General features: G+C 73.6%; 26 protein-coding genes and 1 tRNA gene. 19 read left to right on the forward strand and 8 right to left on the reverse strand.

Annotated elements, in window-relative coordinates; genetic code table 11:
- Positions 1-4 precede the first annotated feature (4 nt).
- From ABZ490_RS03985 to ABZ490_RS04000, 4 genes are all read left to right on the forward strand, one after another.
- Positions 5-1,006: a peptidoglycan DD-metalloendopeptidase family protein gene (locus ABZ490_RS03985; protein WP_358983739.1), complete on the forward strand. Its 1,002-nt coding sequence runs from the start codon at positions 5-7 to the stop codon at positions 1,004-1,006.
- A gap of 174 nt (positions 1,007-1,180) precedes the next feature.
- Positions 1,181-1,762 carry a hypothetical protein gene (locus ABZ490_RS03990; protein ID WP_358983741.1) on the forward strand — a complete coding sequence of 194 codons (582 nt, stop codon included), beginning with the start codon at positions 1,181-1,183 and terminating at the stop codon, positions 1,760-1,762.
- Positions 1,746-2,483, forward strand: coding sequence for a DUF6250 domain-containing protein (locus ABZ490_RS03995; RefSeq protein WP_358983743.1), 738 nt, complete (start codon positions 1,746-1,748; stop codon positions 2,481-2,483). The genes ABZ490_RS03990 and ABZ490_RS03995 overlap by 17 nt, the downstream gene beginning before the upstream one ends.
- 126 nt (positions 2,484-2,609) lie before the next feature.
- On the forward strand, positions 2,610-3,395 hold the full coding sequence (locus tag ABZ490_RS04000) for an SGNH/GDSL hydrolase family protein (RefSeq protein ID WP_358983745.1): 786 nt from the start codon (positions 2,610-2,612) through the stop codon (positions 3,393-3,395).
- A gap of 29 nt (positions 3,396-3,424) precedes the next feature.
- On the opposite strand, the gene ABZ490_RS04005 is transcribed toward ABZ490_RS04000, so the two are convergent.
- Both ABZ490_RS04005 and ABZ490_RS04010 read right to left on the reverse strand, forming a co-directional pair.
- The gene (locus tag ABZ490_RS04005; RefSeq protein ID WP_358983747.1) at positions 3,425-4,057 is read right to left on the reverse strand and encodes a TetR/AcrR family transcriptional regulator; all 633 of its coding nucleotides are present in this window, start codon (positions 4,055-4,057) and stop codon (positions 3,425-3,427) included.
- 69 nt (positions 4,058-4,126) lie between these two features.
- On the reverse strand, positions 4,127-5,308 hold the full coding sequence (locus ABZ490_RS04010) for a Glu/Leu/Phe/Val dehydrogenase dimerization domain-containing protein (protein WP_358983749.1): 1,182 nt from the start codon (positions 5,306-5,308) through the stop codon (positions 4,127-4,129).
- 145 nt (positions 5,309-5,453) lie between these two features.
- Here ABZ490_RS04010 and ABZ490_RS04015 point away from each other — a divergent pair, with 145 nt between their 5' ends.
- From ABZ490_RS04015 to ABZ490_RS04085, 15 genes are all read left to right on the forward strand, one after another.
- Positions 5,454-6,671: an MBL fold metallo-hydrolase gene (locus ABZ490_RS04015; RefSeq protein WP_358983751.1), complete on the forward strand. Its 1,218-nt coding sequence runs from the start codon at positions 5,454-5,456 to the stop codon at positions 6,669-6,671.
- A 526-nt stretch (positions 6,672-7,197) separates the two neighbouring features.
- Positions 7,198-10,152, forward strand: a complete 2,955-nt coding sequence (locus ABZ490_RS04020) for an ATP-binding protein (RefSeq protein ID WP_358983753.1) — start codon at positions 7,198-7,200, stop codon at positions 10,150-10,152.
- Positions 10,153-10,217: 65 nt separating this feature from the next.
- The gene (locus tag ABZ490_RS04025) at positions 10,218-10,652 is read left to right on the forward strand and encodes a roadblock/LC7 domain-containing protein (RefSeq protein WP_358983755.1); all 435 of its coding nucleotides are present in this window, start codon (positions 10,218-10,220) and stop codon (positions 10,650-10,652) included.
- A gap of 2 nt (positions 10,653-10,654) precedes the next feature.
- Positions 10,655-11,026 (forward strand): DUF742 domain-containing protein, encoded by a 372-nt coding sequence (locus tag ABZ490_RS04030; RefSeq protein ID WP_358983757.1) that lies wholly within the window; start codon positions 10,655-10,657, stop codon positions 11,024-11,026.
- On the forward strand, positions 11,004-11,723 hold the full coding sequence (locus ABZ490_RS04035) for an ATP/GTP-binding protein (RefSeq protein ID WP_358983759.1): 720 nt from the start codon (positions 11,004-11,006) through the stop codon (positions 11,721-11,723). Before ABZ490_RS04030 ends, ABZ490_RS04035 begins: the two co-directional genes overlap by 23 nt.
- Positions 11,724-11,807: 84 nt before the next feature.
- The gene (locus tag ABZ490_RS04040) at positions 11,808-12,368 is read left to right on the forward strand and encodes a GAF domain-containing protein (RefSeq protein WP_358983761.1); all 561 of its coding nucleotides are present in this window, start codon (positions 11,808-11,810) and stop codon (positions 12,366-12,368) included.
- A gap of 582 nt (positions 12,369-12,950) precedes the next feature.
- Entirely contained in the window at positions 12,951-13,979 is a 1,029-nt protein-coding gene (tdh, locus tag ABZ490_RS04045; RefSeq protein ID WP_358983763.1) for an L-threonine 3-dehydrogenase, read from the forward strand.
- 36 nt (positions 13,980-14,015) lie between these two features.
- A complete protein-coding gene (locus ABZ490_RS04050; RefSeq protein ID WP_358983765.1) occupies positions 14,016-15,209 on the forward strand; it encodes a glycine C-acetyltransferase in 1,194 nt (397 codons plus the stop codon).
- 31 nt (positions 15,210-15,240) lie between these two features.
- On the forward strand, positions 15,241-16,143 hold the full coding sequence (locus ABZ490_RS04055) for a LysR family transcriptional regulator (RefSeq protein ID WP_358983767.1): 903 nt from the start codon (positions 15,241-15,243) through the stop codon (positions 16,141-16,143).
- A 46-nt stretch (positions 16,144-16,189) separates the two neighbouring features.
- The gene (locus tag ABZ490_RS04060) at positions 16,190-16,774 is read left to right on the forward strand and encodes an XRE family transcriptional regulator (protein WP_358983769.1); all 585 of its coding nucleotides are present in this window, start codon (positions 16,190-16,192) and stop codon (positions 16,772-16,774) included.
- Positions 16,771-17,298 carry a GNAT family N-acetyltransferase gene (locus ABZ490_RS04065; RefSeq protein ID WP_358983771.1) on the forward strand — a complete coding sequence of 176 codons (528 nt, stop codon included), beginning with the start codon at positions 16,771-16,773 and terminating at the stop codon, positions 17,296-17,298. Before ABZ490_RS04060 ends, ABZ490_RS04065 begins: the two co-directional genes overlap by 4 nt.
- Before the next feature lie 30 nt (positions 17,299-17,328).
- Positions 17,329-17,685 (forward strand): MmcQ/YjbR family DNA-binding protein, encoded by a 357-nt coding sequence (locus ABZ490_RS04070; RefSeq protein ID WP_358983773.1) that lies wholly within the window; start codon positions 17,329-17,331, stop codon positions 17,683-17,685.
- Positions 17,686-17,782: 97 nt separating this feature from the next.
- Positions 17,783-17,856: transfer RNA gene (locus ABZ490_RS04075), tRNA-Pro, on the forward strand.
- 181 nt (positions 17,857-18,037) lie between these two features.
- Positions 18,038-18,376, forward strand: coding sequence for a hypothetical protein (locus tag ABZ490_RS04080; RefSeq protein WP_358983775.1), 339 nt, complete (start codon positions 18,038-18,040; stop codon positions 18,374-18,376).
- A 699-nt stretch (positions 18,377-19,075) separates the two neighbouring features.
- Positions 19,076-19,726, forward strand: a complete 651-nt coding sequence (locus tag ABZ490_RS04085; protein WP_358983777.1) for a sigma-70 family RNA polymerase sigma factor — start codon at positions 19,076-19,078, stop codon at positions 19,724-19,726.
- A gap of 4 nt (positions 19,727-19,730) precedes the next feature.
- Here the strand turns inward: ABZ490_RS04085 and murJ are convergent, their stop codons facing one another.
- From murJ to ABZ490_RS04115, 6 genes are all read right to left on the reverse strand, one after another.
- Complete coding sequence (gene murJ / locus ABZ490_RS04090) at positions 19,731-21,365, reverse strand: murein biosynthesis integral membrane protein MurJ (RefSeq protein ID WP_358983779.1); 1,635 nt, start codon at positions 21,363-21,365, stop codon at positions 19,731-19,733.
- Between the two features lie 60 nt (positions 21,366-21,425).
- Positions 21,426-21,815 (reverse strand): (2Fe-2S) ferredoxin domain-containing protein, encoded by a 390-nt coding sequence (locus ABZ490_RS04095; protein WP_358984324.1) that lies wholly within the window; start codon positions 21,813-21,815, stop codon positions 21,426-21,428.
- Between the two features lie 14 nt (positions 21,816-21,829).
- On the reverse strand, positions 21,830-22,369 hold the full coding sequence (locus tag ABZ490_RS04100; RefSeq protein WP_358983781.1) for an NUDIX hydrolase family protein: 540 nt from the start codon (positions 22,367-22,369) through the stop codon (positions 21,830-21,832).
- Positions 22,370-22,384: 15 nt separating this feature from the next.
- Positions 22,385-23,518: an amidohydrolase family protein gene (locus ABZ490_RS04105; protein WP_358983783.1), complete on the reverse strand. Its 1,134-nt coding sequence runs from the start codon at positions 23,516-23,518 to the stop codon at positions 22,385-22,387.
- Position 23,519: 1 nt separating this feature from the next.
- Positions 23,520-24,923: a glutamine synthetase family protein gene (locus ABZ490_RS04110; RefSeq protein ID WP_358983785.1), complete on the reverse strand. Its 1,404-nt coding sequence runs from the start codon at positions 24,921-24,923 to the stop codon at positions 23,520-23,522.
- A gap of 75 nt (positions 24,924-24,998) precedes the next feature.
- On the reverse strand, positions 24,999-25,787 hold the full coding sequence (locus tag ABZ490_RS04115; RefSeq protein ID WP_358983787.1) for an SAM-dependent methyltransferase: 789 nt from the start codon (positions 25,785-25,787) through the stop codon (positions 24,999-25,001).
- Between the last annotated feature and the right edge of the window lie 12 nt (positions 25,788-25,799).

The raw sequence follows: 25,799 nt of genomic DNA on the forward strand, positions 1-25,799 counted from the left end.
CGCCATGCCCGCGAAGGGTAAGCACCGCCGCCCGAAGACCCAGCGCTTCACCCGCTCCATCGCCGTCGCCGGAACCGGCGGGGCCGCACTCGCCCTCCCGCTCATGGGGGCCACCGGCGCCCACGCGGCCACCCCGCAGTCGGTTTCCCAGGGTGCTTCCCAGGCCGTCGCGCAGACCGTTTCCCAGTCGGTGGCGGACAGTGCCGTCCAGGCCTCCGCCACGACACGGAAGTCCGCCGCGAGCGCCCGGAGCTACACCGTGCGGGCCGGCGACTACCTCGCCAGGATCGCCGACGAGCAGCACGTCGGCGGCGGCTGGCAGAAGCTGTACGCGGACAACCGCGAGGCCGTCGGCAGCAACCCCTCGCTGATCCACCCCGGCCTGAAGCTGTCGCTCGGCGCGAAGGCCGCGAGCACCGAGTCGTCGACCGGCTCCTCGTCGTCGTCCTCGTCGTCCTCGTCGTCCTCGTCGTCTTCTTCGTCCTCGTCGAAGTCGACGCAGTCGTCCTCCTCGCAGTCCTCCGACACGAAGGCGTCGTCGTCCTCGTCCTCCTCGGACACGGCCGCCCGGTCCGCCGAGAGCGCCACCGCCTCCAGCGGCTACACCCTCCCGGTGTCCGGCGCGACCGTCGGCACCGGCTACCGCGTGGCCGGCAGCATGTGGTCCAGCGGCTACCACACCGGCGTCGACTTCGTCGTCCCGACCGGCACCTCCCTCAAGGCCATAGCCGAGGGCACGGTCGTCTCCGCCGGGTGGGGCGGCGCGTACGGCAACCAGGTCGTCATCAAGCTCAACGACGGCTACTACGCCCAGTACGCCCACCTGTCGCAGCTCTCGGTCTCGGCCGGCCAGACCGTGACCGCGGGCCAGCAGATCGGCCTCTCCGGCGCCACCGGCAACGTGACCGGCCCGCACCTGCACTTCGAGATCCGCACCACGCCGAACTACGGATCCGACGTGGACCCGGTCGGCTACCTCCGCTCCCACGGCGTCGCCGTCGGCTGACCCCGCGCCTGACGCGCCCGCCTGACGCGCCCGCCTGACACGCAGAACGAAGGCCGGACCCGAGCCCCGGGCCCGGCCTTCGTTCTGCGTGTTCATGATTGTCGTATTGCGGTCTCGTGGCATCCCTTTTCGCCCCATCGACAGCCGGGCCAGGGTGGGGACACAGTGATCCCCGTGAAGGGCAAGCGCTTTCTGCCAAGAACCGTCGCCCCCGCGGGACAGGCGGCCGACGAGGACGGCCGCCGACTGAACCGCACGCCGCCGCGCAGGTCGACGACGACCTGCCGGGACACCTCGCCGGGCGCGGGGACGTACGCCGTGCGGCACGCTCGGCCCGGCGGCCTCGACGGCGACGGACGGGCGGAGGTGCTGGTGCACACCGCGGCCGGGGCCGACTTCGCCGACGGCGCGACCGGCGCCGAGCGCACCCGGCAGTCCGTACCGGACGGCTTCGTCGCCGACGGCCCCTCCGGCGGGCAGTTCGGCAGCGCCCACCTCGACGGCGAACACCGCAGCCTGGTCACCATGTTGGTGACCCGCGGCGACCTGACCGGCGCCTGTGCACCACGACCGAGCCGACCGGCACGCGGATCCGCGCCCTGGCCCAGAACCCCGCGTACCGCCTCGTCCGGACCGTCCGCGGTGGTCTCCAGTTCGACGTACACCGACCACCATCTCGGCACCGAGACCCGCCGGATCCCCCGTCCCGCCCTCACCACGACCCGAGGAGCCGACCGACGTGACGACCACGCGTAGAGCATTCGGAGCACTGGCGGCGGGCGCCGCCCTGGCGGCCCTCGGCCCGACGGCCGCCGCCGCGTCCGCCACCGGCCATGCCCCAGGTCACGCCAGAGGGTTCCGTCACCGCAGGCTGCTCGCCCGCGACGACTTCCGGCACGGCCTCGGACAGTGGGCCGTGGAACTGGAGCGGGGCGGGACCGTCACGGCCTCGCACGGCGTCCTGGAGGTCGACGTGCCCGCCGGGGCGACCCTGTGGTTCACGCGGCCGTTCGCGGGGCCGTACGTCCTCGAGTACGTCGCCACGCCGGTCTCCGCGGGCGGCGTCAACGACCGTGTCTCCGACCTCAACAACTTCTGGAACGCCGTCGACGTCCGCTCCCCGGACGATCTCTTCGCCACCCCGCGCGGCGGCGCCCTCGCCGAGTACGACTACCTGAAGACGTACTACGTCGGCTACGGCGCCAACACCAACACCACCACCCGGCTGCGCCGCTACGTCGGCGAGGCGGGCGTCCGGCCGCTGGTCTACGACTACACCGAGCCGCTGCTGGTGGCGAACGCGCCGCACCACGTCCGGATCGTGTCCGACGGCTCCACCCAGCGCTGGTGGAACAACGGACGGCTCGTCTTCGACTACGCCGACCCGGAGCCGTACACCCGGGGACACTTCGCCTTCCGCACCACCTGGAGCCATTTCCGCATCGCCAACTTCCGGGCGTGGGCGCTTATTCCCTGATTGACGCAGTCTTTAGGAGTGGCTTATGTCACCGCCCGTCAACCCCTTCCTACGGTCGCGTAGGCCACATTCGAAGGGGAATCATGAACCGTTGTGGCAGACGATTCGAAGAATGACAGCAGATCAGTGATCGGGTCGTACGTGGCGGTGGGGGACAGCTTCACCGAGGGCGTCGGCGACCCCGGCCCCGACGGGGCGTTCGTCGGCTGGGCGGACCGGTTCGCGGTACTCCTCGCGGACCGGCGCCCCGAGGGCGACTTCGCGTACACCAACCTGGCGGTGCGCGGGAAACTGCTCGACCAGATCATGGAGGACCAGCTGCCGCGGGCCGTCGAGCTCGCGCCGGACCTGGTCTCCTTCTGCGCGGGCGGCAACGACATCATCCGTCCGGGCACCGACCCCGACGAGGTCGCCGAGCGCTTCGAGCGCGCGATCGCCTCGCTGACCGCCGTCGCCGGCACGGTCATGGTGACCACCGGCTTCGACACCCGGGGCGTTCCCGTGCTCAAGCACCTGCGCGGGAAGATCGCCACCTACAACGGACATGTGCGGGCCGTCGCCGACCGGTACGGCTGCCCGGTGCTCGACCTGTGGTCCCTGAAGTCCGTACAGGACCGCCGGGCCTGGGACGGCGACCGGCTGCACCTGTCCCCCGAGGGGCACACGCGCGTGGCGCTGCGGGCCGGGCTGGCGCTCGGACTCCAGGTGCCCGCCGACCCGGAGCAGGCATGGCCGCCGCTGCCGCCGCGCGGGACGCTGGACGTGCGGCGCGACGACGTGCACTGGGCGCGGGAGTACCTCGTGCCGTGGATCGGACGGCGGCTGCGGGGCGAGTCGTCCGGGGACCATGTGACGGCGAAGGGCGCGCTGTCGCCGGAGGACATCAGGAACCGGATCGCCTCGGTGGCGTGACGCAGGGCCGGGCGGTCGGGGGCGGCCCTTCAGAGGGGCCCGTCCTCGGCGGCCGCCGGCGCCGGTTCCACCGGTGTGCCCAGCTCCCGGGACAGCGCCTCCTCCACCCACTCCTGCGCCCTCACCCGGGACACCGTGCCGCCGTACGACGTCAGCTGTACGGCCAGACCGTCCAGGAGGGCCGTCAGGCGCAGGGCCGCGGCGGCGGGGTCGGGGCAGGTGAACTCACCCGCGGCCACCCCCTCGGCGATCACCTCGGCCAGCGCGGCCTTCCACGCACGGTCCAGGTCACGGGCGACCTCCCGCAGCGCGGGCTCGCGCAGGCACACCGCCCAGCCCTCGATCCACAGCCGCCAGCCCTTGGCCTGGCCGGTGGGCGCGTACCAGCGCACCGCGGCCCGCAGCCGGCGCAGCGCGGTCGTGCGGCGGCCGAGCAGCTTGCGCAGATGCGCCAGGTCGTCCTCGGCGGCGTACGCGAAGGCGGCGGCGACCAGCTTCTCCTTGGTCGAGAAGTGGTACAGGACCAGCGCGTTGCTCACGCCGAGCGCCGCGGCCACGTCGGCGATCCTGACGGCCGCCACGCCCCGCGCCTCGATCTGCTCGATGGCGGCCCGCAGCAGCTCCTCGCGCCGCTCGGCCACGCTCAACCGGACCCTCGCCACGGCGTCACCCTACACAGGGGCCCTGTGCGGCACCGCTCCGCGCAGCCCGTTCGACCTGCGCCGACGCCCTCAGCGGTGGCTGCCGAACCGCTCCGCGATCACCGGCAGCCGCTCCGCCGCGACCGCGTGCGCGGCGGCCCGCGGGGTCGTCCCGTCCGCCGCGGCGCGCGCCAGGACCAGCTCCACCAGCGCCCGCATCGACCGGCGGGTGTACGCGAACGCCTCGTCCGCGTCCGCGCCGACGTCCCCGAACAGCGTCCACCACCACCAGGCGTTCGTCGCGGAGTTGACCACCACGTCCGGCAGCACCGTCACCCCGCGCGCGTGGAGCGACGCCTCCGCCTCCGGCAGCACCGGCATGTTGGCCGCCTCGGCGATCCAGCGGGCCCTGATCCGCCCCTGCTCGTCGGCGCCGATCGCGTACGACACCGCGGCCGGCACCAGCACCTCCGCCTCGGCCGACAGCCAGGCGTCGCCCGGCAGTTCGCGGTCGCCGGGCCGCAGCACCGCGCGGTCCACCGTGCCGTGGGCGTCGCGCGCGAACAGCAGCGCCTCCACGTCCAGCCCGTCCGGGTTGGCGATCGTGCCCTTGACGTCGGCGACCGCCACGACCGTCAGCCCCGCGCGCGTGAGGAAGCGTGCCGTGGCACCGCCCATGGTGCCGAACCCCTGGAGCGCGACCCGCGTCCCCGCGTACGGCACCCCGGCCCGGTCCAGGGCGGTCAGCACCGACTCGGCGACCCCGCAGCCGCCGGCCAGCTCGTCCAGCCCGATGCCGTCCACCTCGACCGCGAAGGCGTCCGCGAGCCGCGCGCGGGCCGCCGCCTCGTCGTCGAGCAGCGGGTACACCGCCTGCACGGAGGAGACCAGCCCCGCCTCGGTGGCCGCCCGGTCCACCAGGTCCTGGCTCAGCCCCAGGTCCTCGCCGGTGGTCCAGCAGCTCTCCACGTACGGCCGTACCGCCCGCAGATAGCGGACCAGCAGGCCGTACGCCTCCGGGTCCCGGGGATCGCAGTCGATGCCGCCCTTCGCCCCGCCCAGGGGGACGTACCGCGCCTCGGGGTCGTAGTGCAGCGCCTCCTTCAGGCTCATCCCGCGCGCGAGGCCCGTCACCTCCTCCAGGGTGCAGCCCTCCCGCATCCGCAGACCGCCGCTGCACACCCCGCGGACCAGCCGGTCGACCACCAGATGGCCGCGGCGGCCGGTGACCTCGTCCGTCCAGGTGAGGGACAACAGGGGCGCGGCGGGCATGGGGACTCCTCGGACGGGTAGAGCAGGCGGGACGGCTCGCTACTGAACAGTGGGTCAGTATCGGGAGGCCGGGCACGGGCTGTCAACGCGCTGTCGGAGGGGGCGACCATAATGGAATGCCTCAGCGACTCCACCTGGAGGTTCCGTGTCCGGTTTCCGTTCCCTGAGCTCCGGGCTCCGCGCACTGCAGCCCGAGGGCTTCGGCGCGGACCCGAGCGGTGAGCGCATGGCGCGCATCCGCAGATCCCCCCACTTCAAGGACGGGGTCTTCCAGAACCCCGGCGGCCCCGCGCGCACCCGTCCCTCGGGTTCGGCGCTCGACTTCGCCAAGGTGTTCTTCGACAAGGAGCAGCGGCCCCGCCGCGCCCCCTCCGGCACGGTCCCGGTGCACCCCACGACCCTCGCCGACCTCGCCAAGCCGCCCGTCACGGGGCTCCGGGTGACCTGGATGGGTCATTCCAGCGTCCTCGCGGAGATCGACGGCCACCGGGTGCTGTTCGACCCCGTCTGGGGCGAGCGCTGCTCCCCGTTCTCCTTCGCCGGGCCCAAGCGGCTGCACCCGGTTCCGCTGCCGCTGGCCGCGCTGGGCCCGGTCGACGTCGTCGTCATCTCGCACGACCACTACGACCACCTCGACCTGCCCTCGATCAAGGCGCTGGCCGGCACGGACACCCTGTTCGCGGTGCCGCTCGGCGTCGGTGCCCATCTGGAGCACTGGGGGGTGTCGGCGGACCGGCTGCGCGAGCTGGACTGGCACGAGGCGACCAAGGTCGGCGGTCTCACCCTCACCGCCACCCCGGCCCGCCACTTCTGCGGCCGCGGCCTGCGCAACACCCAGCACACCCTGTGGGCCTCCTGGGTGGTCGCGGGCGAGGAGCACCGGATCTACCACAGCGGCGACACCGGCTACTTCGAGGGCTTCCGCGACATCGGGGCCGACCACGGCCCGTTCGATGCCACGATGATCCAGATCGGTGCCTACTCGGACTTCTGGCCCGACATCCACATGACCCCGCAGGAGGGTGTGCGCGCCCACCTCGACCTCCAGGGCGGGGCGCCGGGCGGTGTCCTGCTGCCGATCCACTGGGGCACGTTCAATCTCGCCACGCACGCGTGGGCCGAGCCCGGCCAGTGGACCAAGGACGCGGGCGAGGCGGCCGGCCAGCCCGTCGCGACCCCACGCCCCGGCGAGCCCTTCGAGCCGGCGGGCGAACTCCCCACGGACGCCTGGTGGACGACGGCGTCCCGCCCGATCGCCCGACCGTGGCTTCGGCCCGAGCCGCCCGAGACCGCCGCCGAGCCCGGGACGGAGAAGGGCGCGACCGAGGGCGGCGAGACTCCCGAGGCGGTTCCGGCGGGCTGAGGGGCGGGCGCGGGCCGGAGTCCGGCACGAGGGTCGGTCTCGTGGCGGACCGGCCCCCTCGTGGCGACGTACGTGGCGCTCCGGGCGGTCAGAGGTGGGACAGGCCGGAGCGCGGTGTCGAGACCGGACCGCACCCTCGCCAAATCAAGGCCAAAGTCGATACGGAGAGTGATATTCGGCGGGGTGGTGGCCGGGCCCTCGGGGGTGGGTCCGGGGGTCGGGTGTGTCGTGGTGGAGCACCTGTGGTGGGGGTCGGGGGAGCGGAGGGGGCTCGGTCCCCGGTGTTCGTTCGGGATCGGCTCCGACGTGGTCTGATCATTGTCTTTTCGATCCCGGTCACGTCCGATGATGAGATATCGGACGGCCGTGCGAGGGCTCATACCAGAGCGGGACGTTCCCCGGGGGAGTTTGTCAACTGTCCGCCGCACATGATGCCTTGGTGACTACTGTGAGTGGCCGATGGCGTATGCCCGCCGTGCGTACCCGCGTCAGAAAACAGGCCCACGGACCCAGTACGAGGACACCGATGTCTCACCTCCGCGCACCCGTCGCACGTGCAGACCGCCGTGAGGGCGGGCGGCACGGACGCCCGGTGGCCCGCACCGCACCCGTGCCGGCCGAGACGCACTTAAGGCCCCAGCTGCTGCGGCTCGCCGTGCTGCCGCCGACCGCCGTCGCGCTCAGCGCCTGCGCGGTCGTCCTGTTCACCGTGCGCTCCACCGGCACCCGGCCCGGTCCGGTCCTGTGGGCCGTCCTGGCCGGCGCGGTGGCCGTCACCGGCGTCGGCATCCTCGTCGCGGCCGTCGCCGCCGACCGTGCCGCCCGCTCCGTCAGCGACCGCGTCGCCGCCCTGCGCCGCAGCAGTGCGCGCGGCGAGGCCGACCTGCGCGCGCTCGTCGAGTCGCTGCGCCGCGGCGAGGTCCCCGAGCGGCGCAAGTCGCGCGGCGGGCCGCCCGGGGACGCCGACGACTTCGAGCTGCTCGCCGCCGACCTCGCCCGCGCGCACTCGGGCGCCGTCACGGCCGTCGTCCAGGCCTCCCAGCTGTCCAGCCAGGCCGGCAGCGAACAGAAGCTGGAGGTCTTCGTCAACCTCGCGCGACGGCTTCAGTCCCTCGTGCACCGCGAGATCTCGATCCTCGACGAGCTGGAGAACGAGATCGAGGACCCCGAGCTGCTCAAGGGCCTCTTCCACGTCGACCACCTCGCCACCCGCATCCGCCGCCACGCCGAGAACCTCGCCGTCCTCGGCGGGGCCGTCTCCCGGCGGCAGTGGAGCAACCCCGTCTCCATGACCGAGGTGCTGCGCTCCGCCATCGCCGAGGTCGAGCAGTACTCCCGGGTCAAGCTCGTCCCGCCGATCGACGGCGAGCTGCGCGGGCACGCCGTCGCCGACGTCATCCATCTCCTCGCCGAACTCGTCGAGAACGCCACGGTGTTCTCCGCCCCGCACACCCAGGTGCTGCTGCGCGCCACCCTGTGCACCTCCGGGCTCGCCGTCGAGGTCGAGGACCGCGGCCTCGGCATGCCCGTCGAGGAGCAGGCCCGGATGAACGCGCTGCTCGCCGACCCCGACCAGGTCAACGTCGGACGCCTGCTGGCCGACGGCCGCATCGGCCTGTACGTCGTCTCCCAGCTCGCCCGCCGGCACGGCATCCGGGTCCGCCTCCAGTCCAACATCTACGGCGGTGTCCAGGCCGTTCTCGTCGTGCCGCAGGCCCTGCTGGGAGGTGCCGCGGGGGCCGACGTCGTACCGGCACGCGATCCGCTCGCTCCGACTCCGGCTCCGGAACCCGTGCCCGCCGCCGACCACCGGCAGGCCCCGGCCACGCATGCGACGGCCTCGCGGCAACTGCCGCGCCAGGGATCGGACACGGGACGCGGTCCGGCGGGGCCGGGAGCAGGCGCGGTGCCGCAGCCGACTCCGTCCCGGGGGCAGGGCATGACACCCCGGCGGCCCGGGCCGCCGCAGGGGGAGGACACGGGCGGCTGGGAACGCCTTCCGGTGCCTCCACGGTCGCAGAACGCGGGGGGCGGTGCGGGGCTGCCTCCGGTGTCTCCGGAGGAGCTGGGGGCGGGTGGTGCGGGGCGGTCTCCGGTGTCTCCGCAGGAGCTGGGGGCGGGTGGTGCGGGGCTGCCTCCGGTGTCTCCATGGCAGCAGGACACGGGTGGTGCGGGGCGGCCTCCGGTGTCTCCGCAGGACTTGGGGACGGGGGGTGCGGGGCGGCCTCCGGTGTCTCCGCAGGACTTGGGGGCGGGTGGTGCGGGGCTGCCTCCGGTGTCTCCACGGCGGCAGGACACGGGTGGTGCGGGGCGGCCTCCGGTGTCTCCGCAGGAGCTGGGGGCGGGTGGTGCGGGGCTGCCTCCGGTGTCTCCACGGCACCAGGACACGAGCGGTGCGGGGCGGCCTCCCGGGCACCCGCAGCCGCCGCGGAGCACGCGCGGTACGGAGCGGCCTCCGGTTCCACCGCAGTCGCAGGACGCCGACGCCACCACCGGGCGCCCGCTCAGCGCCCCCCACCACCCGCCGATCACCCCCGAGACCGACGGCTCCCGCGTACCGACCCGCCTCCACGGCGGTGCCGGCGCCGGCACCGGCGCCCCGGCTGCCGGTGGATCCGCCGCACCCACCCCCTCCTCCGAAGCCGCCTCCGAGCACGGCCGGGATTCCGGCTCCCTCGGCGGTCCCGGGCCGTTGCCCGTGCGGGGGGAGCGGCACGACCGGCCCAATCCCGCCGAGGCCGTGCCCGGGATCCGGCGGGCCGACCGGCGGGTCGTGGAGGAGAACGCGGGCATCGCGCCCGTCCCGCGCTCGGGCCCGGTGCGCGGCACCCTGGGCAAGCCCCAACTGCCCCGGCGCCGTGCCCAGGAGCACATCGTGCCCCAGTTGCGCGGCGGCCCGGCCCCCCGGCCGGACGTCGAGCAGCCCGCCGGCCACGACCCCGGTCTGATGGCCGCCTTCCAGCGCGGCATCGGCCTCGCCGAGGCCCAGCAGAGCCTGGAGGCGGAGGTGCTCCAGTCGGCCGTACCGCTCCCGGAGTGGGAGGCCCTGGAACGCAGCGCCTACCCGGCACCCGGCCCCTTCGACCAGCCCCGCACGCCGACCCCGGACTCACCCGCCGCCCCGCCCCACCGGTCCGCCGCCACCGGGTCCCCGGTCGCCGCCCCGGGCGGGCAGGCCGGCCCGCCCCAGGGGTCCGCCACCACCCCGGACAGGTTCGCCGCCCCGTCGCACCGGACCGCCACCGGCGCCCCCGCGACCGCTCCGGGACCACCGCCCGTCGCTTCACCCCACCAGCCCGCCGCCACCCCGGCCTCACCCCCCGGCGGCCCGTCCCGGATAGCCGAGGTGTCCTCCGCGCACGCCTCCGGCGCCCCCCGGGCGTACGGCGCGCGGGACTGGCTGGCCGGGGCCGGGCAGGCCTCCGACCCCGGTTCCGACCACCCCACCCCCCGGCACGACGGGAGCGCACCCGCCGGATGAGTCCCACCCCCACCCCCACCCCCAGCGCTCCCGCAGACCTTCGTACCCCAAGGAGTCGATCCACCATGGCGAGCGACGCGCCGACCGGCCAGGCATCCGATCTCGACTGGCTGATGAGCGGCCTCGTACAGCGCGTACCGCACACCAACAGCGCCGTACTGCTGTCCTGCGACGGACTGGTGAAGTCGGTCCATGGCCTCGACGCCGACAGTGCCGACCACATGGCCGCCCTGGCCTCCGGCCTCTACTCCCTCGGCCGCAGCGCTGGCGTCCGCTTCGGCGACGGCGGGGACGTACGCCAGGTCGTCGTCGAACTCGACGCGACACTGCTGTTCGTCACCACCGCCGGTTCCGGGACCTGTCTCGCCGTGCTCGCCGGACGGGAGGCCGACGCCGCCGTCCTCGGCTACGAGATGGCGATGCTCGTGAAGAGCGTGCGGCCGTACCTGACGACCGCGCCCCGGCAGCACGCCGTCGATGCGTCGGTGACGGGAACTTGAGCGTGGCGGCGGCCGGCGACGGGCCCTGGCTCGACGACGCGGCCGGACGGCTGGTGCGCCCCTTCACGGTCAGCAACGGGCGCACCGAGCCCACCGTCGCCCTCGACCTCATGTCCCAGGTGATGGCCACCGGAGCGAGACCCCTCGGCTATCTCGGCCCCGAGCACGCGACGGCCCTCGACCTGTGCCGGGCCCCCGTCCCGGTCGCCGAGGTCGCCGCCCATCTGAAGCTGCCGGCGGCGGTCACCAAGGTCCTCCTGTCGGACCTCGTCGACTGCGGGGCCCTGACCACCAAGCCCCCCGAGTTCCACCACAACCCCACCGACCGGGCCCTACTGGAGGCAGTGCTCGATGGACTACGACGACAGCTCTGAGAGCGACGAGTGCGATGCGTACGACGCATACGGCGCGGACGCATACGACGCACACGGTGCACACGGTGCGTACGACGCGCGAGAGACGTACGGGCGCTCCGACGACGGCCGCGCCGACCCCTTTCCGACCGCCCTGAAGATCCTCGTCGCGGGCGGCTTCGGGGTCGGCAAGACCACCTTCGTGGGCGCCGTGAGCGAGATCGCCCCGCTCAGCACCGAGGAGCTGCTCACCACGGTCGGTGCCACGACCGACAACCTCGACGGCATCGAGAACAAGGTCGAGACGACCGTCGCCATGGACTTCGGCCGCATCAGCCTGGACCCGCAGCATGTGCTGTACCTGTTCGGGACGCCCGGGCAGGAGCGGTTCTGGTTCATGTGGGACGAGCTGTCCGAGGGTGCCCTCGGCGCGGTCGTCCTCGCCGACACCCGCCGCCTCGAGGAGTGCTTCGCGGCCGTCGACTTCTTCGAGGAGCGCGGCCTCGGCTTCATTGTCGCCGTCAACGAGTTCGACGGCTCCCACCGCTACGACCCCGAGGAGGTGCGCGCCGCGATCGACCTGGACCCGGACATCCCGATCGTGCGCTGCGACGCCCGGATCTCCGCCTCCGGTGTGCAGACCCTGCTCACCCTCGTCCGGCACCTCATCGCCCACGCACCGGGGGCACCCCAGCCGAGCCGCGGCGCCACCATGTGACCCCGCATCCCCAGCCATGGAGCCGCAGATGACGACCTACGCCCACCTCCCCGGCGACCCGGCCCGCCCGCCCGGAGCACGCCCATGAGCTACGACCCGCCCCGCCCGGCCGGTCGCCTGCTGCTCACCCCGGAGGACCGGGACGCCCCCGCCCGCACCCGGAGGCTGCGCCGACTCGGCCTCGGGGAGTGGCCGGAGCCCGCCCTGGACACCTTCGCCGAGCGTCTCGCCGAGCTGACCGGCGCCGCCTACGCCATGGTCAACTTCCTGCGCGAGGAAGGGCAGTTCTTCGCCGGGCTGCACACCCCGGCGGGGGGCGAGCCGGCCCGGGGCGGAAAGCCCGAGGTGGGCAGGCGCCTGCCGCGCGAGTACGGCTACTGCCCGCACGTCGTCGTCCGGCGCAAGGCGCTGGTCCTGGAGGACGTCGCCGACTACCCGCGCTTCGCCGGGAACCCGGTCGTCGACGAGTACGGCATCCGCTCCTACCTCGGCGCCCCGCTCATCGACACGACCGGCACGGTCCTCGGCACGGTGTGCGTCGCCGACCTCGCACCCCGACGCTGGGGCACACCCGGCCTGGAGACCATCAAGGCGACCGCCGCCGACCTCGTCGCCCGCCTGGAGACGGGCACACCACCGGCGTAGGGCCTGCCCGGGCGGCCCACGGGAGCAGGGGCTGCCCGGTGGGCGGCGCGGCCTCTCCCGGAGAAGAACGCCGACCGAGCCTTCCGCGCGGGCGGCGCCTGCCGTCGTGGCGGCGCTTGTCGTCCCGGCGGGGTTTTCGCCCGGTCGTGCCTGTCGTCCCGGCGGTGCTTGTCGTCCCGGTCGAGTCTTTCGCCCGGCGGCGCCTTCGCCTGGCGGTGCGTGTCCTCCCGGCCGAGTCCTTCGCCCGACCGCGGCTCTCGCCCCGACCGCGGCTCTCGCCCCAACCACGCCTCTCACCCCAACCGTGCCCTCGCCCCAACCGTGCCTCTCGCCCCGGCGGTGCCTGTCGTCCTGCGCCCCGCCCCCCGCCGAGCGGGGCCCCGCGCCTGGGGTCGCCGGATGGCCCCGCGTGTTGCCGCGCTTCAAGATCAGGGCGTGAAGGAAACCTGTTGCTCCGCTTAAGAAAAGCTCGATGGACCGGGGCCGCCGGCATGCGGCAGATTGCTGAACGAATCCCTCCCCGGCAGCGGGGCGCCCCGGCCCGTCCGTGCGCCCCCGGGGCCTCATCACAGGAGCCGCAGCTTGAAGGCGCTGGTCAAGGAGAAGGCGGAGCCCGGGCTGTGGCTCCGGGACGTCCCGGAGCCCGAGGCCGGCCCCGGTGACGTACTGATCAAGGTGCAGCGGACCGGTATCTGCGGCACCGATCTGCACATCCGGGCCTGGGACGGCTGGGCGCAGCAGACCATCGGCACCCCGCTGGTCCTCGGGCATGAGTTCGTCGGCGAGGTCGTCGGGACGGGGCGGGACGTCACCGACATCGCCGTCGGCGACCGGGTGAGCGGCGAGGGACACCTGGTGTGCGGCAAGTGCCGCAACTGTCTCGCCGGCCGCCGCCACCTGTGCCGCGCCACCGTCGGCCTCGGCGTCGGCCGCGACGGCGCCTTCGCGGAGTACGTCGTGCTGCCCGCCTCGAACGTCTGGGTGCACCGGGTGCCCGTGGACCTCGACGTGGCCGCGATCTTCGACCCGTTCGGCAACGCCGTGCACACCGCGCTGTCGTTCCCACTGGTAGGCGAGGACGTCCTCATCACCGGCGCCGGACCGATCGGCCTGATGTCCGCCGCCGTCGCCCGGCACGCCGGCGCCCGCAACGTCATGGTCACCGACGTGAGCGAGGAGCGCCTGGAGCTGGCCCGCAAGATCGGCGCGAGCCTCGCCCTCGACGTCTCCCGCTCCTCCATCGCCGACGGCCAGCGTGAGCTGGGGCTGCGCGAGGGGTTCGACATCGGTCTGGAGATGTCCGGTCGGCCGGAGGCCCTCCGGGACATGATCGCCAACATGACCCACGGCGGCCGGATCGCCATGCTCGGCCTGCCGGCCGAGGAGTTCCCGGTCGACTGGGCCCGGATCGTCACCTCGATGATCACCATCAAGGGCATCTACGGCCGGGAGATGTTCGAGACCTGGTACGCGATGTCGGTCCTGCTGGAGGCCGGCCTCGACCTCGCCCCCGTGATCACCGGCCGGTACGGGTACCGCGACTTCGAGGCGGCGTTCGCCGACGCGGCGAGCGGCCGCGGCGGCAAGGTCATCCTCGACTGGACCGCGTAACCCCCTTTCGGCGACGGCACCCAAGGAGCTTCCCCCATGTTCGACTCCGTGCGCGACGACCTGCGCACCACCCTCGACGAGATCCGCGCCGCCGGACTGCACAAGCCCGAGCGGGTGATCGGCACCCCGCAGTCGGCGACCGTCGCCGTCACCGCGGGCGGCCGTCCCGGTGAGGTCCTGAACTTCTGCGCCAACAACTACCTCGGTCTCGCCGACCACCCCGAGGTCGTCGCCGCCGCCCACGCGGCGCTGGACCGCTGGGGCTACGGCATGGCGTCCGTGCGGTTCATCTGCGGTACGCAGGAGGTGCACAAGGAGCTGGAGGCCCGGCTGTCGGCGTTCCTCGGCCAGGAGGACACGATCCTGTACTCCTCCTGCTTCGACGCCAACGGCGGTGTCTTCGAGACGCTGCTCGGCCCAGAGGACGCGGTGATCTCCGACGCCCTCAACCACGCCTCGATCATCGACGGCATCCGGCTGTCCAAGGCCCGCCGCTTCCGGTACGCCAACCGCGATCTGGAGGACCTGGAGCGGCAGCTGAAGGAGGCGTCCGGCGCGCGCCGCCGGCTCGTCGTCACCGACGGCGTCTTCTCCATGGACGGCTATGTGGCGCCGCTGCGCGAGATCTGCGACCTCGCCGAGCGCTACGACGCGATGGTCATGGTCGACGACTCCCACGCGGTCGGCTTCGTCGGCCCCGGCGGCCGCGGCACCCCCGAACTGCACGGGGTGATGGACCGCGTCGACATCATCACCGGCACCCTGGGCAAGGCCCTCGGCGGCGCCTCCGGCGGCTATGTGGCGGCGCGCGCGGAGATCGTCGCCCTGCTCCGCCAGCGCTCCCGCCCGTACCTGTTCTCCAACACCCTCGCCCCGGTGATCGCGGCCGCCTCCCTGAAGGTCCTCGACCTGCTGGAATCGGCCGACGACCTGCGCGTCCGGCTGAGGGAGAACACCGCCCTGTTCCGCCGTCGCATGACCGAGGAGGGCTTCGACGTCCTCCCCGGCGACCACGCCATCGCCCCGGTGATGATCGGCGACGCCGCGAAGGCGGGCCGGATGGCCGAACTGCTGCTGGAGCGCGGGGTGTACGTGATCGGCTTCTCCTACCCGGTCGTCCCGCAGGACAAGGCCCGGATCCGGGTCCAGCTGTCGGCCGCGCACTCCACCGAGGACGTCGACCGCGCGGTGGACGCCTTCGTCGCGGCGCGCGCGGAACTGGAGGGCTGAGGAGCCCCGACATATTGCGATAATCGATCCCATGATCGAGGCGCGGCGGCTCCACATCCTCCGTGCGGTGGCCGACCACCGCACCGTGACGGCGGCTGCCGCCGCGCTGTACCTCACCCCCTCCGCCGTCTCCCAGCAGCTCGCCGCCCTGGAGCAGGAGACCGGGCACCGGCTGGTGGAGCGCGGTGCGAAGGGCGTACGGCTCACTCCGGCCGGCGAGATCCTGCTGGCCCACACCCATGCGGTCCTCGCCCAGCTGGAGCGGGCCGAGGCGGAGCTGGCCGCGTACAGCTCGGGTGAGGCGGGCACGGTCACCGTCGCCGCCTTCGCGACGGGGATCGCCCTGGTCGTGGCGCCCGCGGTGGCCCGGCTGGCCCGCAGCGCGCCCGGGATAAGGATCCGCGTCCAGGACGCCGAGGGGGACGCCAGCCTGCCGATGGTCCTGGACCGGCAGGTCGATGTCGCGGTGGCCGTCGAGTACCGGGGCGCCCCGGCCGCCGACGATCCGCGGCTCGCGCACATCCCGCTGTACGCCGAGCCCTTCGACGCGGTCGTCCCGGTCGCCCACCGCCTCGCCGACGCCGAGGAGGTCCCCCTCGCCGAGCTGGCCAAGGACCCCTGGATCGGCCCCTACCCCGGCAACCCCTGCCATGACGTGGTCGTCCTGGCCTGCGAGAGCGCCGGGTTCCAGCCCCGGCTCGAACACTCCTCCGACGACTTCCGCGCCGTCGTCGCCCTCGCCTCGGCCGACGCGGGCGTGGCGCTCGTCCCGCGCTCGGCCCTGCGCGGCATGGACCTCACCGGTGTCGTCGTCCGCCCGATAGACGGCGCGGCCCCGACCCGCCGGGTCTTCGCCGCCGTACGGCGCGGCGCGGAGGAGCACCCGCTGATCCTGCCGGTGCTGGACGCGCTGCGGGACGCGGCACGGGTGTGAGCCGCCCGTAACGTGCTCGTCTCATATCCGGGATAGCTTCCCGTATATGAGACGTGCCGAGGAGGCGGCGGCCCTGGACGCCGTCGATGCCCGGCTGGGCGCCCGCCTGGCCGAACTGCGCGCCGAACGCGGCTGGTCCCTGGGGGACCTGGCCGAGCGCAGCGGGATCAGCCGCTCCACCCTCTCCCGCGCCGAACGGGCCGAGACCAGCCCGACGGCCTCGCTGCTCAACCGCCTGTGCGCGGTGTACGGGCGGACGATGTCCCAGCTGCTCAGCGAGGTCGAGACGGAGTCCGCGCTGCTGGTACGCGCCGCCGACCAGCAGGTCTGGCAGGACCGCGGCGCCGGCTTCGTACGCAGGTCCGTGTCCCCGCCGCACCGCGGACTGCGCGGCGAACTCGTCGAGGGACGGCTCGCGCCGGGCGCCGACATCGCCTACGACCGCCCGCCCGTACCCGGCCTCGAACAGCACATCTGGGTCCTGGAAGGAGCGCTGGCCCTGACCGACCGGGACGACGAGCACCACCTCGACACGGGCGACTGCCTGCGCCTGCGGGTGTGGGGGCCGACCCGGTTCCGCTGCGTCGGCGACACCGGGGCGCGCTATGTGCTGGCGGTGGTGCTGCCATGACGGCGACCGTGCGGCGCCTGGCCGGGGCCGATCTCCGCCACGCGGCCGAGGAGCTGGCCGTCCTGCTCGTCGACACCGTGGCCGGCGGCGCGTCGATCGGCTTCCTGGCACCGCTGGACACCGCCGAGGCACTCGCCTGGTGGCGCGAGCGGGCCGAGGGCGCCGACGCCGGACGTCTCGCGGTCTGGGCGGCGTACGACACGGACCGCGTGGTCGGCACCGTCAGCCTCGCCTTCCCCGACAAACCCAACAGCCGCCACCGCGCCGAACTCGTCAAGCTCATGGTCCACCGCGACGCCCGCGGCAAGGGCCTGGGCCGCGCGCTCCTCACCACCGCCGAGCGGGCCGCCCTCGCCGCCGGTGTCACCCTGCTCCACCTGGACACCGAGACCGACAGCCCCGCCGAGCGCCTCTACGGCACCGCCGGCTGGACCAGGGCGGGCGTGATCCCCGACTACGCGGCGGACCCGGCCGGCGTCCTGCGCCCCACCACCCTGTACTACAAACGCCTCACCAGCGGCTGACTGTCAGTGCCGGCGGTTACGGTGCGAAGCATGCCCGACGCCGAAGACGTACGCCGTATCGCCCTCTCCCTGCCGGACACCACGGAGAAGGTCGCCTGGAACATGCCCACGTTCCGGGTCGCGGGGAAGATGTTCGCCACCCTGCCCGAGGACGAGACGTCGCTCGCCGTGCGCTGCCCCAAGGAGGAGCGCGACGAACTGGTCCTCGCCGAGCCCGAGAAGTTCTGGATCGCGTCCCACGAGGCACAGTTCGCCTGGGTCCGCGCCCGGCTCGCCGCCGTCGAGGACGAGGACGAGCTGCGCGACATCCTCGCCGACTCCTGGCGCCAGGCCGCCCCGCCCCGCCTCCTCGACGCCTACCCGGAACTGGGCCTGCCCCACCCCTGACCGGCCCCGCACGGAAACGGGTGCGCGACCACCGACCCGAGTGCGGTATGGTTTCCCTGCACGTTCACCCAGGGGAAACCCCAGGTCAGACGGGCAACGGGACGTGGCGCAGCTTGGTAGCGCACTTGACTGGGGGTCAAGGGGTCGCAGGTTCAAATCCTGTCGTCCCGACGTATACAGGACGCTTTCTGTCCAGGTCAGGGCCTTGGATCACATGACGTGAGCCAAGGCCCTCAGCTGTTTCCGGGCACAACCCGAAGATCCGATCTCCGATTGCGGCGGTCATCACGGACATTGACACTGATTTCGCTGTGTGAACCTGTCACGCAGCGAGTAGTCGATGGGAGTAGGGATGTACGAGCCCACGAACGGATTCGCCTGTACAGCCGGTCCTGAGGACTTCACGGCCACCGCAGACCGGGACGGCAAGGGCCGACGCCGGGTCACGGTGAAGGGCACCTGCTCATGCCGAACCCCGGGCTACGAACTCAAGTTGAAACTCGCGCCGCCGCCGCTCATCCCAACTGAAATCCATCTGGATCTCATCGAAGAGGCGCCCGGTGGGACCGTCCCCCAGGTCATCACGCCGACGGACGTGGAGGGAACGTTCGAGATCGGCGACGAAGTGAAGCGGGTGCTCATCACGAACCGCAAAGTGACCGTGGAGATCAAAGAGGCCGCCAGCCTGTGAGCTGGTCCGAGGGAGCTGTGGATTCGCCCAGCTCTCGTGGGTGTCCGTGAGCGTGCTGCCAGGATGAGGCCCCATGATCCCGGGGCGCTGGTCGCGCATGCTGCGGGCCGCTGTGTTCGCGGCCGTCTGTGTGCTGCTCGCCGCCCTGGGCCACGTCATGATGTCGGGCTCTCCGCTGTCCTGGTGGGCGCTGGTCGTCGGGTTCGCCGTCACGGGCGGTGCGGGCCGGTGCCTGACCGGACGTGAGCGGGGCGTGCCGCTGGTGACGGCCGTGGCGCTCGTCGCGCAGGCCCTGCTGCACCTCGCTTTCTCCCTCGCCTCGCCGGTCACCGCCGGCGCCATGAGCGGGATGGATCACATGGGTCCGGCCGACGGGACCCCGTCCGGCGGCATGCCGGCCGCCCACCTGCTGGCCGCCCTGCTGTGCGGGCTGTGGCTGGCCCACGGGGAGCGGGCCGGGTTCCGGTTGCTGCGGGCCGTGGCCGGGTGGCTGACCGCTCCGCTGAGGTGGCCCGCCCACCGGCCTGTCCTGCCCCGTCCTTCCCGCGCCGGGGTGCGCGGTCGTTCGGAGCGGATGCCGCGGCCTTCTCTTCTCGTCCACGCGATCACTTCCCGGGGGCCGCCCGTACGGACCGCCGTCCGCCGAGGACGGCCGGAACCGTACGGCACTTTCCCTCCACCCGAGAAGGACCCACGGCGATGCCCCCTGCTCCGACGACCCCGCACGACAAGAAGACCGGCAGGCACGAGAGCCCCCGCGACCACACCAAGGCCGCCCGGCACGGCACCCGCCGCCGCGCCCACAAGGACGACCCCGCCGACGAGACCACCACGGCCCTCGCCCTGGCCGCCCGGCACGGGGACGCCGGAGCCGTGGAGCAGCTCGTGCGGGCCCTGCACCGGGACGTGCTGCGCTACGTGGCCCATCTGTGCGCCGACCCGCAGGCGGTGGACGACCTGGCGCAGGACACCTTCCTGCGGGCGCTGGGCAGTCTGCACCGGTTCGAGGGGCGGTGCTCGGCGCGGGTGTGGCTGCTGTCGATCGCCCGCCGGGCCGTGATGGACAGCTACCGCTACGCCGCGACCCGCCCGCGCCTCGCGGACCTCCCGGACTGGCGGCCCGCCGTCGAGCTGGCGCAGCCGCGCGGGCTGCCCGGCTTCGACGACGGGATCGTCCTGCGCGAGCTGCTGGAGGCGCTGCCCGCCGACCGGCGCGAGGCGTTCGTGCTGACGCAGCTGCTGGGGCTGCCGTACGAGGAGGCGGCCCGGGTGAGCGACTGCCCGGTGGGCACGGTCCGTTCCCGGGTGGCCCGCGCCCGCGCCGCCCTCGCCGAGCAGGTCACCCGGTGAGGTGTCAGCGGACCCTGCCGAGCCGGCGCAGTTCCTCCACCTGCAGCAGCCGCGCCAGGGCCGCGTAGACCAGGCCGAGGGTGACGGTCCCCGCCGTGAGCGCCAGCGCGGTGGGGACCGTGCCGCCGCCCAGCCACTGGCCGCACGCCCGGTCCGCCGCCCAGCCGCAGGCCGCCGCCAGGGCCGAGGCGCCCATCAGCCGGGTGTACGTCCGGCGCAGGGCCCCGTCGTCGAGCCGGCCGCCGACCCGTCGGCGCACCAGCCGTGCGGTGAGGGCGAGTCCGGCCAGGTAGGACACGGTGTAGGCGCCGGCCATGCCGGTCACCGCCCAGCGGACCGGCAGCAGCAGATGACAGGCGGTGGCCAGCGCGATGTTCACCGCCGCGATCCACACCGCCATGAGGAACGGCGTCCGGGTGTCCCCGAAGGCGTGGAAGCCGCGCAGCAGCAGATACTGCGCCGAGAACGGGATCAGTCCGAGGCCGAACGCCTGGAGCATGTGCCCGAGCGGCTGCGCGGAGGCCGCGTCGGCCGCCCCGTGCGCGAACAGCAGCGTCGCGATCCGCGGGCCGAGCGCCAGGAACAGGAACGCGGCGGGCACGACGACGACCCCGCTCACCCGCAGCCCCCGGGACAGATCGGCGCGCAGATCCGCGATCCGGCCCTCCGCCACGGCCCGGCTCATCCGCGGCAGCAGCGCGGTCACCAGCGACACCGTGACCACCGACTGCGGCAGCATCCAGATGGTCTGGGCGTAGGTGTACGCCGTGTAGCCCGCGCCGGCGTCCGGCAGCGCCTGGTCGGCCGCGTTGGCGTAGTTGGTGACGACGGTCAGGGCGACCAGGTTCGTCAGGACGAACAGCAGCGTCCACTTGGCGGCGTGCACCCCCGAACCGAGCCCGGAGCCGCGCCAGTCGAAGCGCGGCCGGAACCGGAACCCGGCCGCCCGCGCGAACGGCACCAGCGCCAGCGCCTGTACGACGATCCCGGCGGTCGTCCCGACGCCGAGGAGCCGCACCTGGGTGTCGGTGATGTCCTGCACCCGGCCGGGCACGGTCATCAGCCCGAGGTAGGCGCCGAACACCCCCAGCAGCACGATGTTGTTGAGGACCGGCGTCCACATCATCGCGCCGAACCTCTCACGGGCGTTGAGGACTTGGCCGTACATGTTGAACAGCCCGTAGAAGAAGATCTGCGGGAGCAGGAACCGGGCGAAGACGACGGTGAGTTCGTACGCCTCGTGCTGGTCCGGGGTGTCGCGCAGATACACGCTGACGATCTCCGGCGCCGCCCACACCGCCAGCGCGGTCCCGACGGCCAGCACCGACACCACCAGGGTGACCAGCCGCTGCTCGTAGGCGCGGCCGCCGTCCGCGTGCACGGACCGGGCCCGCACCAGCTGCGGCACCAGCACCGAGTTGAGCGCGCCGCCGATCAGCAGGGTGTACAGGCTGGTGGGCACGGTGTTGGCCGTGTTGTACGTCGTCGCCAGCAGACCGGTGCCGAGCGCGGCGCCCTGGAGCACCTGCCGGATCAGCCCGGTCGCCCGGGACACCACCGTGCCCAGCGCCATCAGCGCCGACGACCGGGCCGCCCCGCCGGAACGCGTCCCGGCCCGTTCTTGTGTCGTAGCCCCCATCGGGTCAACCTACGACATCAAGATCCGCGAGCCCAACTCGGCCAATCGCCACGGCAGTTGTCAGCGGCGGCTGCGCACCCGGGCGTCGCGGGGCGGCTGGATGAACTGGAGCTCCAGGGCGACCGGAGGGGAGGCGAGGCCGGGGCCGCCGTCCCGCGCCCAGCGCAGCAGCTCGTCCGTGGAGTCGTCGTCCGAGGCGAACCCGACCCAGGTGGGCCGGCCGCCCGCCCGGCGCCCGGCGGCGGAGGGCTGCACGACGACCACGTTCGCCTGGTCGCAGGGGCCGAGGCAGTCCGTCGTACGGACCTCCAGGGCCCCGTCCGACCCGGCGGCGGCCGCCCGCAGCCGCTCCAGCTGCCCGGCGTGGTCGTGGCCGGGGTGCTTGCGGGCGTCGCCGCAGCAGCAGCCCCTGCACACCACGAGTGTGCAGGGGCGGCGCGGACCGGGCAGCGGGGCCACGGCGCTCAGGACGCCGAGAGACCGACGTGGGCCAGCGCCTGCCGCAGCAGGAACCCGTGCCCGCCCGGCATCTCGCTCTGCACCGCCGGGGAGGCCGCCTCCTGCGGGTCGAACCAGACCAGGTCCAAGGCGTCCTGGCGGGGCTGGCAGTCACCGGTCACCGGCACGATGTAGGCCAGCGACACCGCGTGCTGACGGGGGTCGTGGTACGGGGTGAGGCCCTGCGTCGGGAAGTACTCCGCCACCGTGAACGGCTGGAGGGAGGCCGGCAGCCGGGGCAGCGCCACCGGTCCGAGGTCCTTCTCCAGGTGCCGCAACAGGGCGTCGCGGACCCGCTCGTGGTGCAGGACCCGGCCGGAGACCAGGGTCCGGTTGACGTTTCCGTCGGGTCCGATGCGCAGCAGCAGGCCGATGCTGACGACTTCGCCGCTGTCGTCGACGCGCACGGGCACGGCCTCGACGTACAGGATCGGCATGCGGGCGCGGGCCATCTCGAGCTCGTCTGCGCTCAGCCAGCCGGGCGTGGTCTCGGTCAAATCTGACATTGCTTGATCATACTTTCAGTGTCCGTCGGGAAGCCGGTAGACCCGGCGGGCGTTGTCCGCTCCGGCCCAGCGCGCCAGGCGCAGCGCGTCGGGCAGGCTCAGTTCGTCGGCGTCCACCCGGTCCTGGAGGAGGTCTCCGAGGCCGCGGCGGAACGTCAGCGCTCCGAGGGCATAGAACTCCGACACACCGTAGGCGTCGGAGCTGTACAGCAGTTTGCGGAACGGTGTGATCTCCAACGCTTCCTCCAGCACCGTCCGTGCCCGCACCGGGCCGACGTGGTGCAGGGTGAGCCCCACGTCGAGGTACACCTGCTCGAACACGGCCGCCAGATAGGCGGCCTGCCGCTGGTAGGGCCAGCAGTGCAGGAGCAGCACGGGGATCGTTCCCGCGATCAGGTGCAGCCAGTCCGTCAGATGTGCGGGATCCGCCCGGTGCAGCCGGATGTCGTGGTCGCCGAAGCCCGTGTGCAGCTGCAGCGGCAGGCCGAGGTCGACGGCGGTCCACAGCAGATGCCGTACCAGGACCGGGTCGTCGAGCCGGCCGCCGCGCGCCAGCCACTGCCGGGCCGCCCGGGTGACGTCGGCGTCGGAGGGGCGGGCCGGGTCCAGGTCGAAGCCGGTGCGGTAGGCGGCCACCGACTTCACCCCGACCACGCCCGGCCGGCGCACCGCGTCCAGCGCCGCCGCCCGGAACGCGTCGGCGTACCCGCCCGCGTCGACGCCGCGCGCGGCCACGGACTCCGCCACCGACTCCAGCCGTACGACCTCCCGCGCGGTGCCGCCGCCCGCCCGGGCCAGTGCGGCGGGCGGGGTGAGCGGGAGCGGGGCGAAACCGGTGTCGACGCAGAACACACCGGTGCGGGCCGCCGTCAGGAAGCGGCGGTTCACCTCCTCGGGGCCGAGCGCGGCGCGCCGGGCCAGATAGGTGTCGGCGGGGGCGTGCCGGTCGAGGTCGAGCAGGGGCGCGCAGTGACGGCGCACGGCGACCCCGGCGGGGGTGTCGAAGGGGGAGACGCCGGGCCAGGGCTCGCCCTCGGTGAGCAGCGACTCGAAGCCCGGCCGGTCCAGGGGGCCGGTGGTCACCCCGTGGCAGTGGTGGTCCACCAGTTCCAGCGCGGCCAGCTCCTCGTGGACCGGTCCGGCACCCACCTCAGTACACCCACCGGTAGGCGGCGGCCACCTGCGCGTCGTCCAGCCCGTACGTCGCGTCGATCTCGCCCTGCCGTACGGCGGTCACCGCGTCGGCGAGGACCGGTCCCAGCGCGGCCCGCAGCACCGCGTCCTCGCGGAACTCCGCGACCGCCGCCGCGAGTGAGGTGGGCAGCCGCCGTACGCCCTTCGCCGCGGCCTCCTCGGCGGTGAGGCGGACCGGGTCGCCGGTGATCTCCTCCGGGAGCGCGGCCCGCGCGGTGAGCCCGTCCAGTCCGGCGGCGATCAGACAGCCCAGCAGCAGATACGGGTTGGCGGCCAGGTCGACGGGTTTGACCTCCAGGTTCGCCTGCTCCGACCGCCGCCCGGCCGTGCCCCGCACGAGCCGCAGGGCCGACTCGCGGGTCTCCAGGCCCCAGGCGGTGAACACCCCCGCCCACTGGGAGGGCCTGAGCCGCAGATAGCTGGCCGGGCTGGGCGCGGTCACCGCCGTCAGGGCCGGCAGCCGGGCGAGGACGCCGGCGGCGAAGGCCTCCGCGTCGGCCGTCAGACCGTGCCGCCGCTCACCGCCGGAGTGCAGGTTGCGGCCGTCGCGCCAGGCCGAGAGATGGACGTGCCCGCCGTTGCCGACGCCCTCCGCGGCGACGGCGGGGGAGAAGGAGACCCGCAGCCCGTGCCGGCGGGCCACCGCGCGGATCGTCTGCCGGACGAGGACGCTGCGGTCGGCCGCCGCCACCGGGTCCAGCGCCCCCACCGAGATCTCGAACTGGCCCGGCGCGTACTCCGGATGGATCTGGTCGACGGTCACGCCCTGCGCCTCGCACGCCGCCAGCAGATCGGCGGTGTACTCGCCCAGCTCGATCATCCGGGTCGCGCCGTACGCCGGGCCCGTGGTCGCCGGGACGAACTCCCTGGCGGGCGCGGAGTCCAGCCCGACCGCCCACTCGATCTCGACGGCGGCCCGGAAGTCCAGGCCGTGGTCGCGGGCGGCGTCCGCGACGATCCTGCGCAGGAAGGTGCGCGAGCAGCCCGGGTGCCGCTCGCCGTCCTGGGTGAGGCGGTCGACCGGCGCCCAGGCCCACCCCGGCTGCCCGGCCAGCGCCACCAGCCGGTCCAGGTCGGGGAACAGCCGCAGATCGCCGTCGGGGGAGCCGAGGACGTCGGTGGTGACGATGTGGTCGTCGGCCAGGAAGGTGTCGAACACCGGGGACATCCCGACGCCCCAGGCCACCGCCGACGCCAGCCCCGTCGCCGGGACCGCCTTCACCCGGCCGACGCCCGCGGTGTCGACGTACGACAGGACGATCCCGTGCACGCCCGCGCCGGACAGCTCCCCGCTCAGCGCCGAGGCCCGCTCGACCTCTCCGGGACGCCCGCCGGGGACGGGGTCGGCAAGGGTGCTCATACGTCCTCCGCGGGCTCGTCCGTCAGGAAGTGCAGGGAGTGCAGGAAGTGCTGGGCGTGCAGGGCGTGCAGGAGTTCAGCGTTTCACGGCCACCGCGCCGTACTGCGGCACCACCGCCGCCGCGTCGTCGTCGGCCCGCCAGCGCGCACAGGACACCAGGCCCGGCTCCAGCAGCTCCAGGCCCTCGAAGAACGCGGTGATCTCCGCGCCGGAGCGGGCGGTGATCGGCGGGGTGGCGTTCTCGTTCCAGAACTTCATCGCCGGGATCTGGCCCTCGCCGCCCACCTCCGCGTCGTGCGTCGGGTGGGTGAGCACCAGGTAGCTGCCGGAGGGGACCTGGGCCATGACCTTGCGGACGATGTCCTGGGCCGCCTCGTAGTCCAGCACGAAGTTCAGGATGCCCAGCATCATCACCGCGACCGGCCGGTCGAAGTCGAGGGTGCCGGAGGCCCGTTCGAGGATCGCGGTCGGGTCGTGGACATCGGCGTCGATGTAGTCGGTGGCGCCCTCGGAGGTGCCCGTCAGCAGGGTGCGGGCGTGCGCCAGCACGATCGGGTCGTTGTCGACGTACACGATCTTCGAGTCCGGCGCGATCCGCTGCGCTATCTCGTGCGTGTTGTCGGCCGTCGGCAGCCCGGTGCCGATGTCCAGGAACTGCCGCACTCCTTCCTCCTCGGCGAGGAACCGCACCGCCCGGCCCAGGAACCAGCGGTCCGCGCGGGCGATGTCCCGGATCAGCGGGAACATGCCGGCGACGTGCTCGCCGACCCGCTGGTCGATCTCGTAGTTGTCCTTGCCGCCGATCCAGTAGTTCCACACCCGCGCGTTGTGCGCCACGCTGGTGTCCAGCCGTGCACCGCCCACGTCACCGCTCCT

It is taken from the genome of Streptomyces sp. NPDC005811, assembly GCF_040630405.1.
GTDB lineage: Bacteria > Actinomycetota > Actinomycetes > Streptomycetales > Streptomycetaceae > Streptomyces.

Coding starts and splice junctions, on each gene's coding strand:
- ABZ490_RS03985 (WP_358983739.1), top strand. CDS start 5: ATGCCCGCGAAGGGTAAGCACCGCCGCCCGAAGACCCAGCGCTTCACC.
- ABZ490_RS04010 (WP_358983749.1), bottom strand. CDS start 5,308: ATGCCCGCCGCGCCCCTGTTGTCCCTCACCTGGACGGACGAGGTCACC.
- ABZ490_RS04020 (WP_358983753.1), top strand. CDS start 7,198: ATGTCTCACCTCCGCGCACCCGTCGCACGTGCAGACCGCCGTGAGGGC.
- ABZ490_RS04025 (WP_358983755.1), top strand. CDS start 10,218: ATGGCGAGCGACGCGCCGACCGGCCAGGCATCCGATCTCGACTGGCTG.
- ABZ490_RS04035 (WP_358983759.1), top strand. CDS start 11,004: ATGGACTACGACGACAGCTCTGAGAGCGACGAGTGCGATGCGTACGAC.
- ABZ490_RS04040 (WP_358983761.1), top strand. CDS start 11,808: ATGAGCTACGACCCGCCCCGCCCGGCCGGTCGCCTGCTGCTCACCCCG.
- ABZ490_RS04050 (WP_358983765.1), top strand. CDS start 14,016: ATGTTCGACTCCGTGCGCGACGACCTGCGCACCACCCTCGACGAGATC.
- ABZ490_RS04055 (WP_358983767.1), top strand. CDS start 15,241: ATGATCGAGGCGCGGCGGCTCCACATCCTCCGTGCGGTGGCCGACCAC.
- ABZ490_RS04060 (WP_358983769.1), top strand. CDS start 16,190: ATGAGACGTGCCGAGGAGGCGGCGGCCCTGGACGCCGTCGATGCCCGG.
- ABZ490_RS04065 (WP_358983771.1), top strand. CDS start 16,771: ATGACGGCGACCGTGCGGCGCCTGGCCGGGGCCGATCTCCGCCACGCG.
- ABZ490_RS04070 (WP_358983773.1), top strand. CDS start 17,329: ATGCCCGACGCCGAAGACGTACGCCGTATCGCCCTCTCCCTGCCGGAC.
- ABZ490_RS04080 (WP_358983775.1), top strand. CDS start 18,038: ATGTACGAGCCCACGAACGGATTCGCCTGTACAGCCGGTCCTGAGGAC.
- ABZ490_RS04085 (WP_358983777.1), top strand. CDS start 19,076: ATGCCCCCTGCTCCGACGACCCCGCACGACAAGAAGACCGGCAGGCAC.
- murJ (WP_358983779.1), bottom strand. CDS start 21,365: ATGGGGGCTACGACACAAGAACGGGCCGGGACGCGTTCCGGCGGGGCG.
- ABZ490_RS04100 (WP_358983781.1), bottom strand. CDS start 22,369: ATGTCAGATTTGACCGAGACCACGCCCGGCTGGCTGAGCGCAGACGAG.
- ABZ490_RS04110 (WP_358983785.1), bottom strand. CDS start 24,923: ATGAGCACCCTTGCCGACCCCGTCCCCGGCGGGCGTCCCGGAGAGGTC.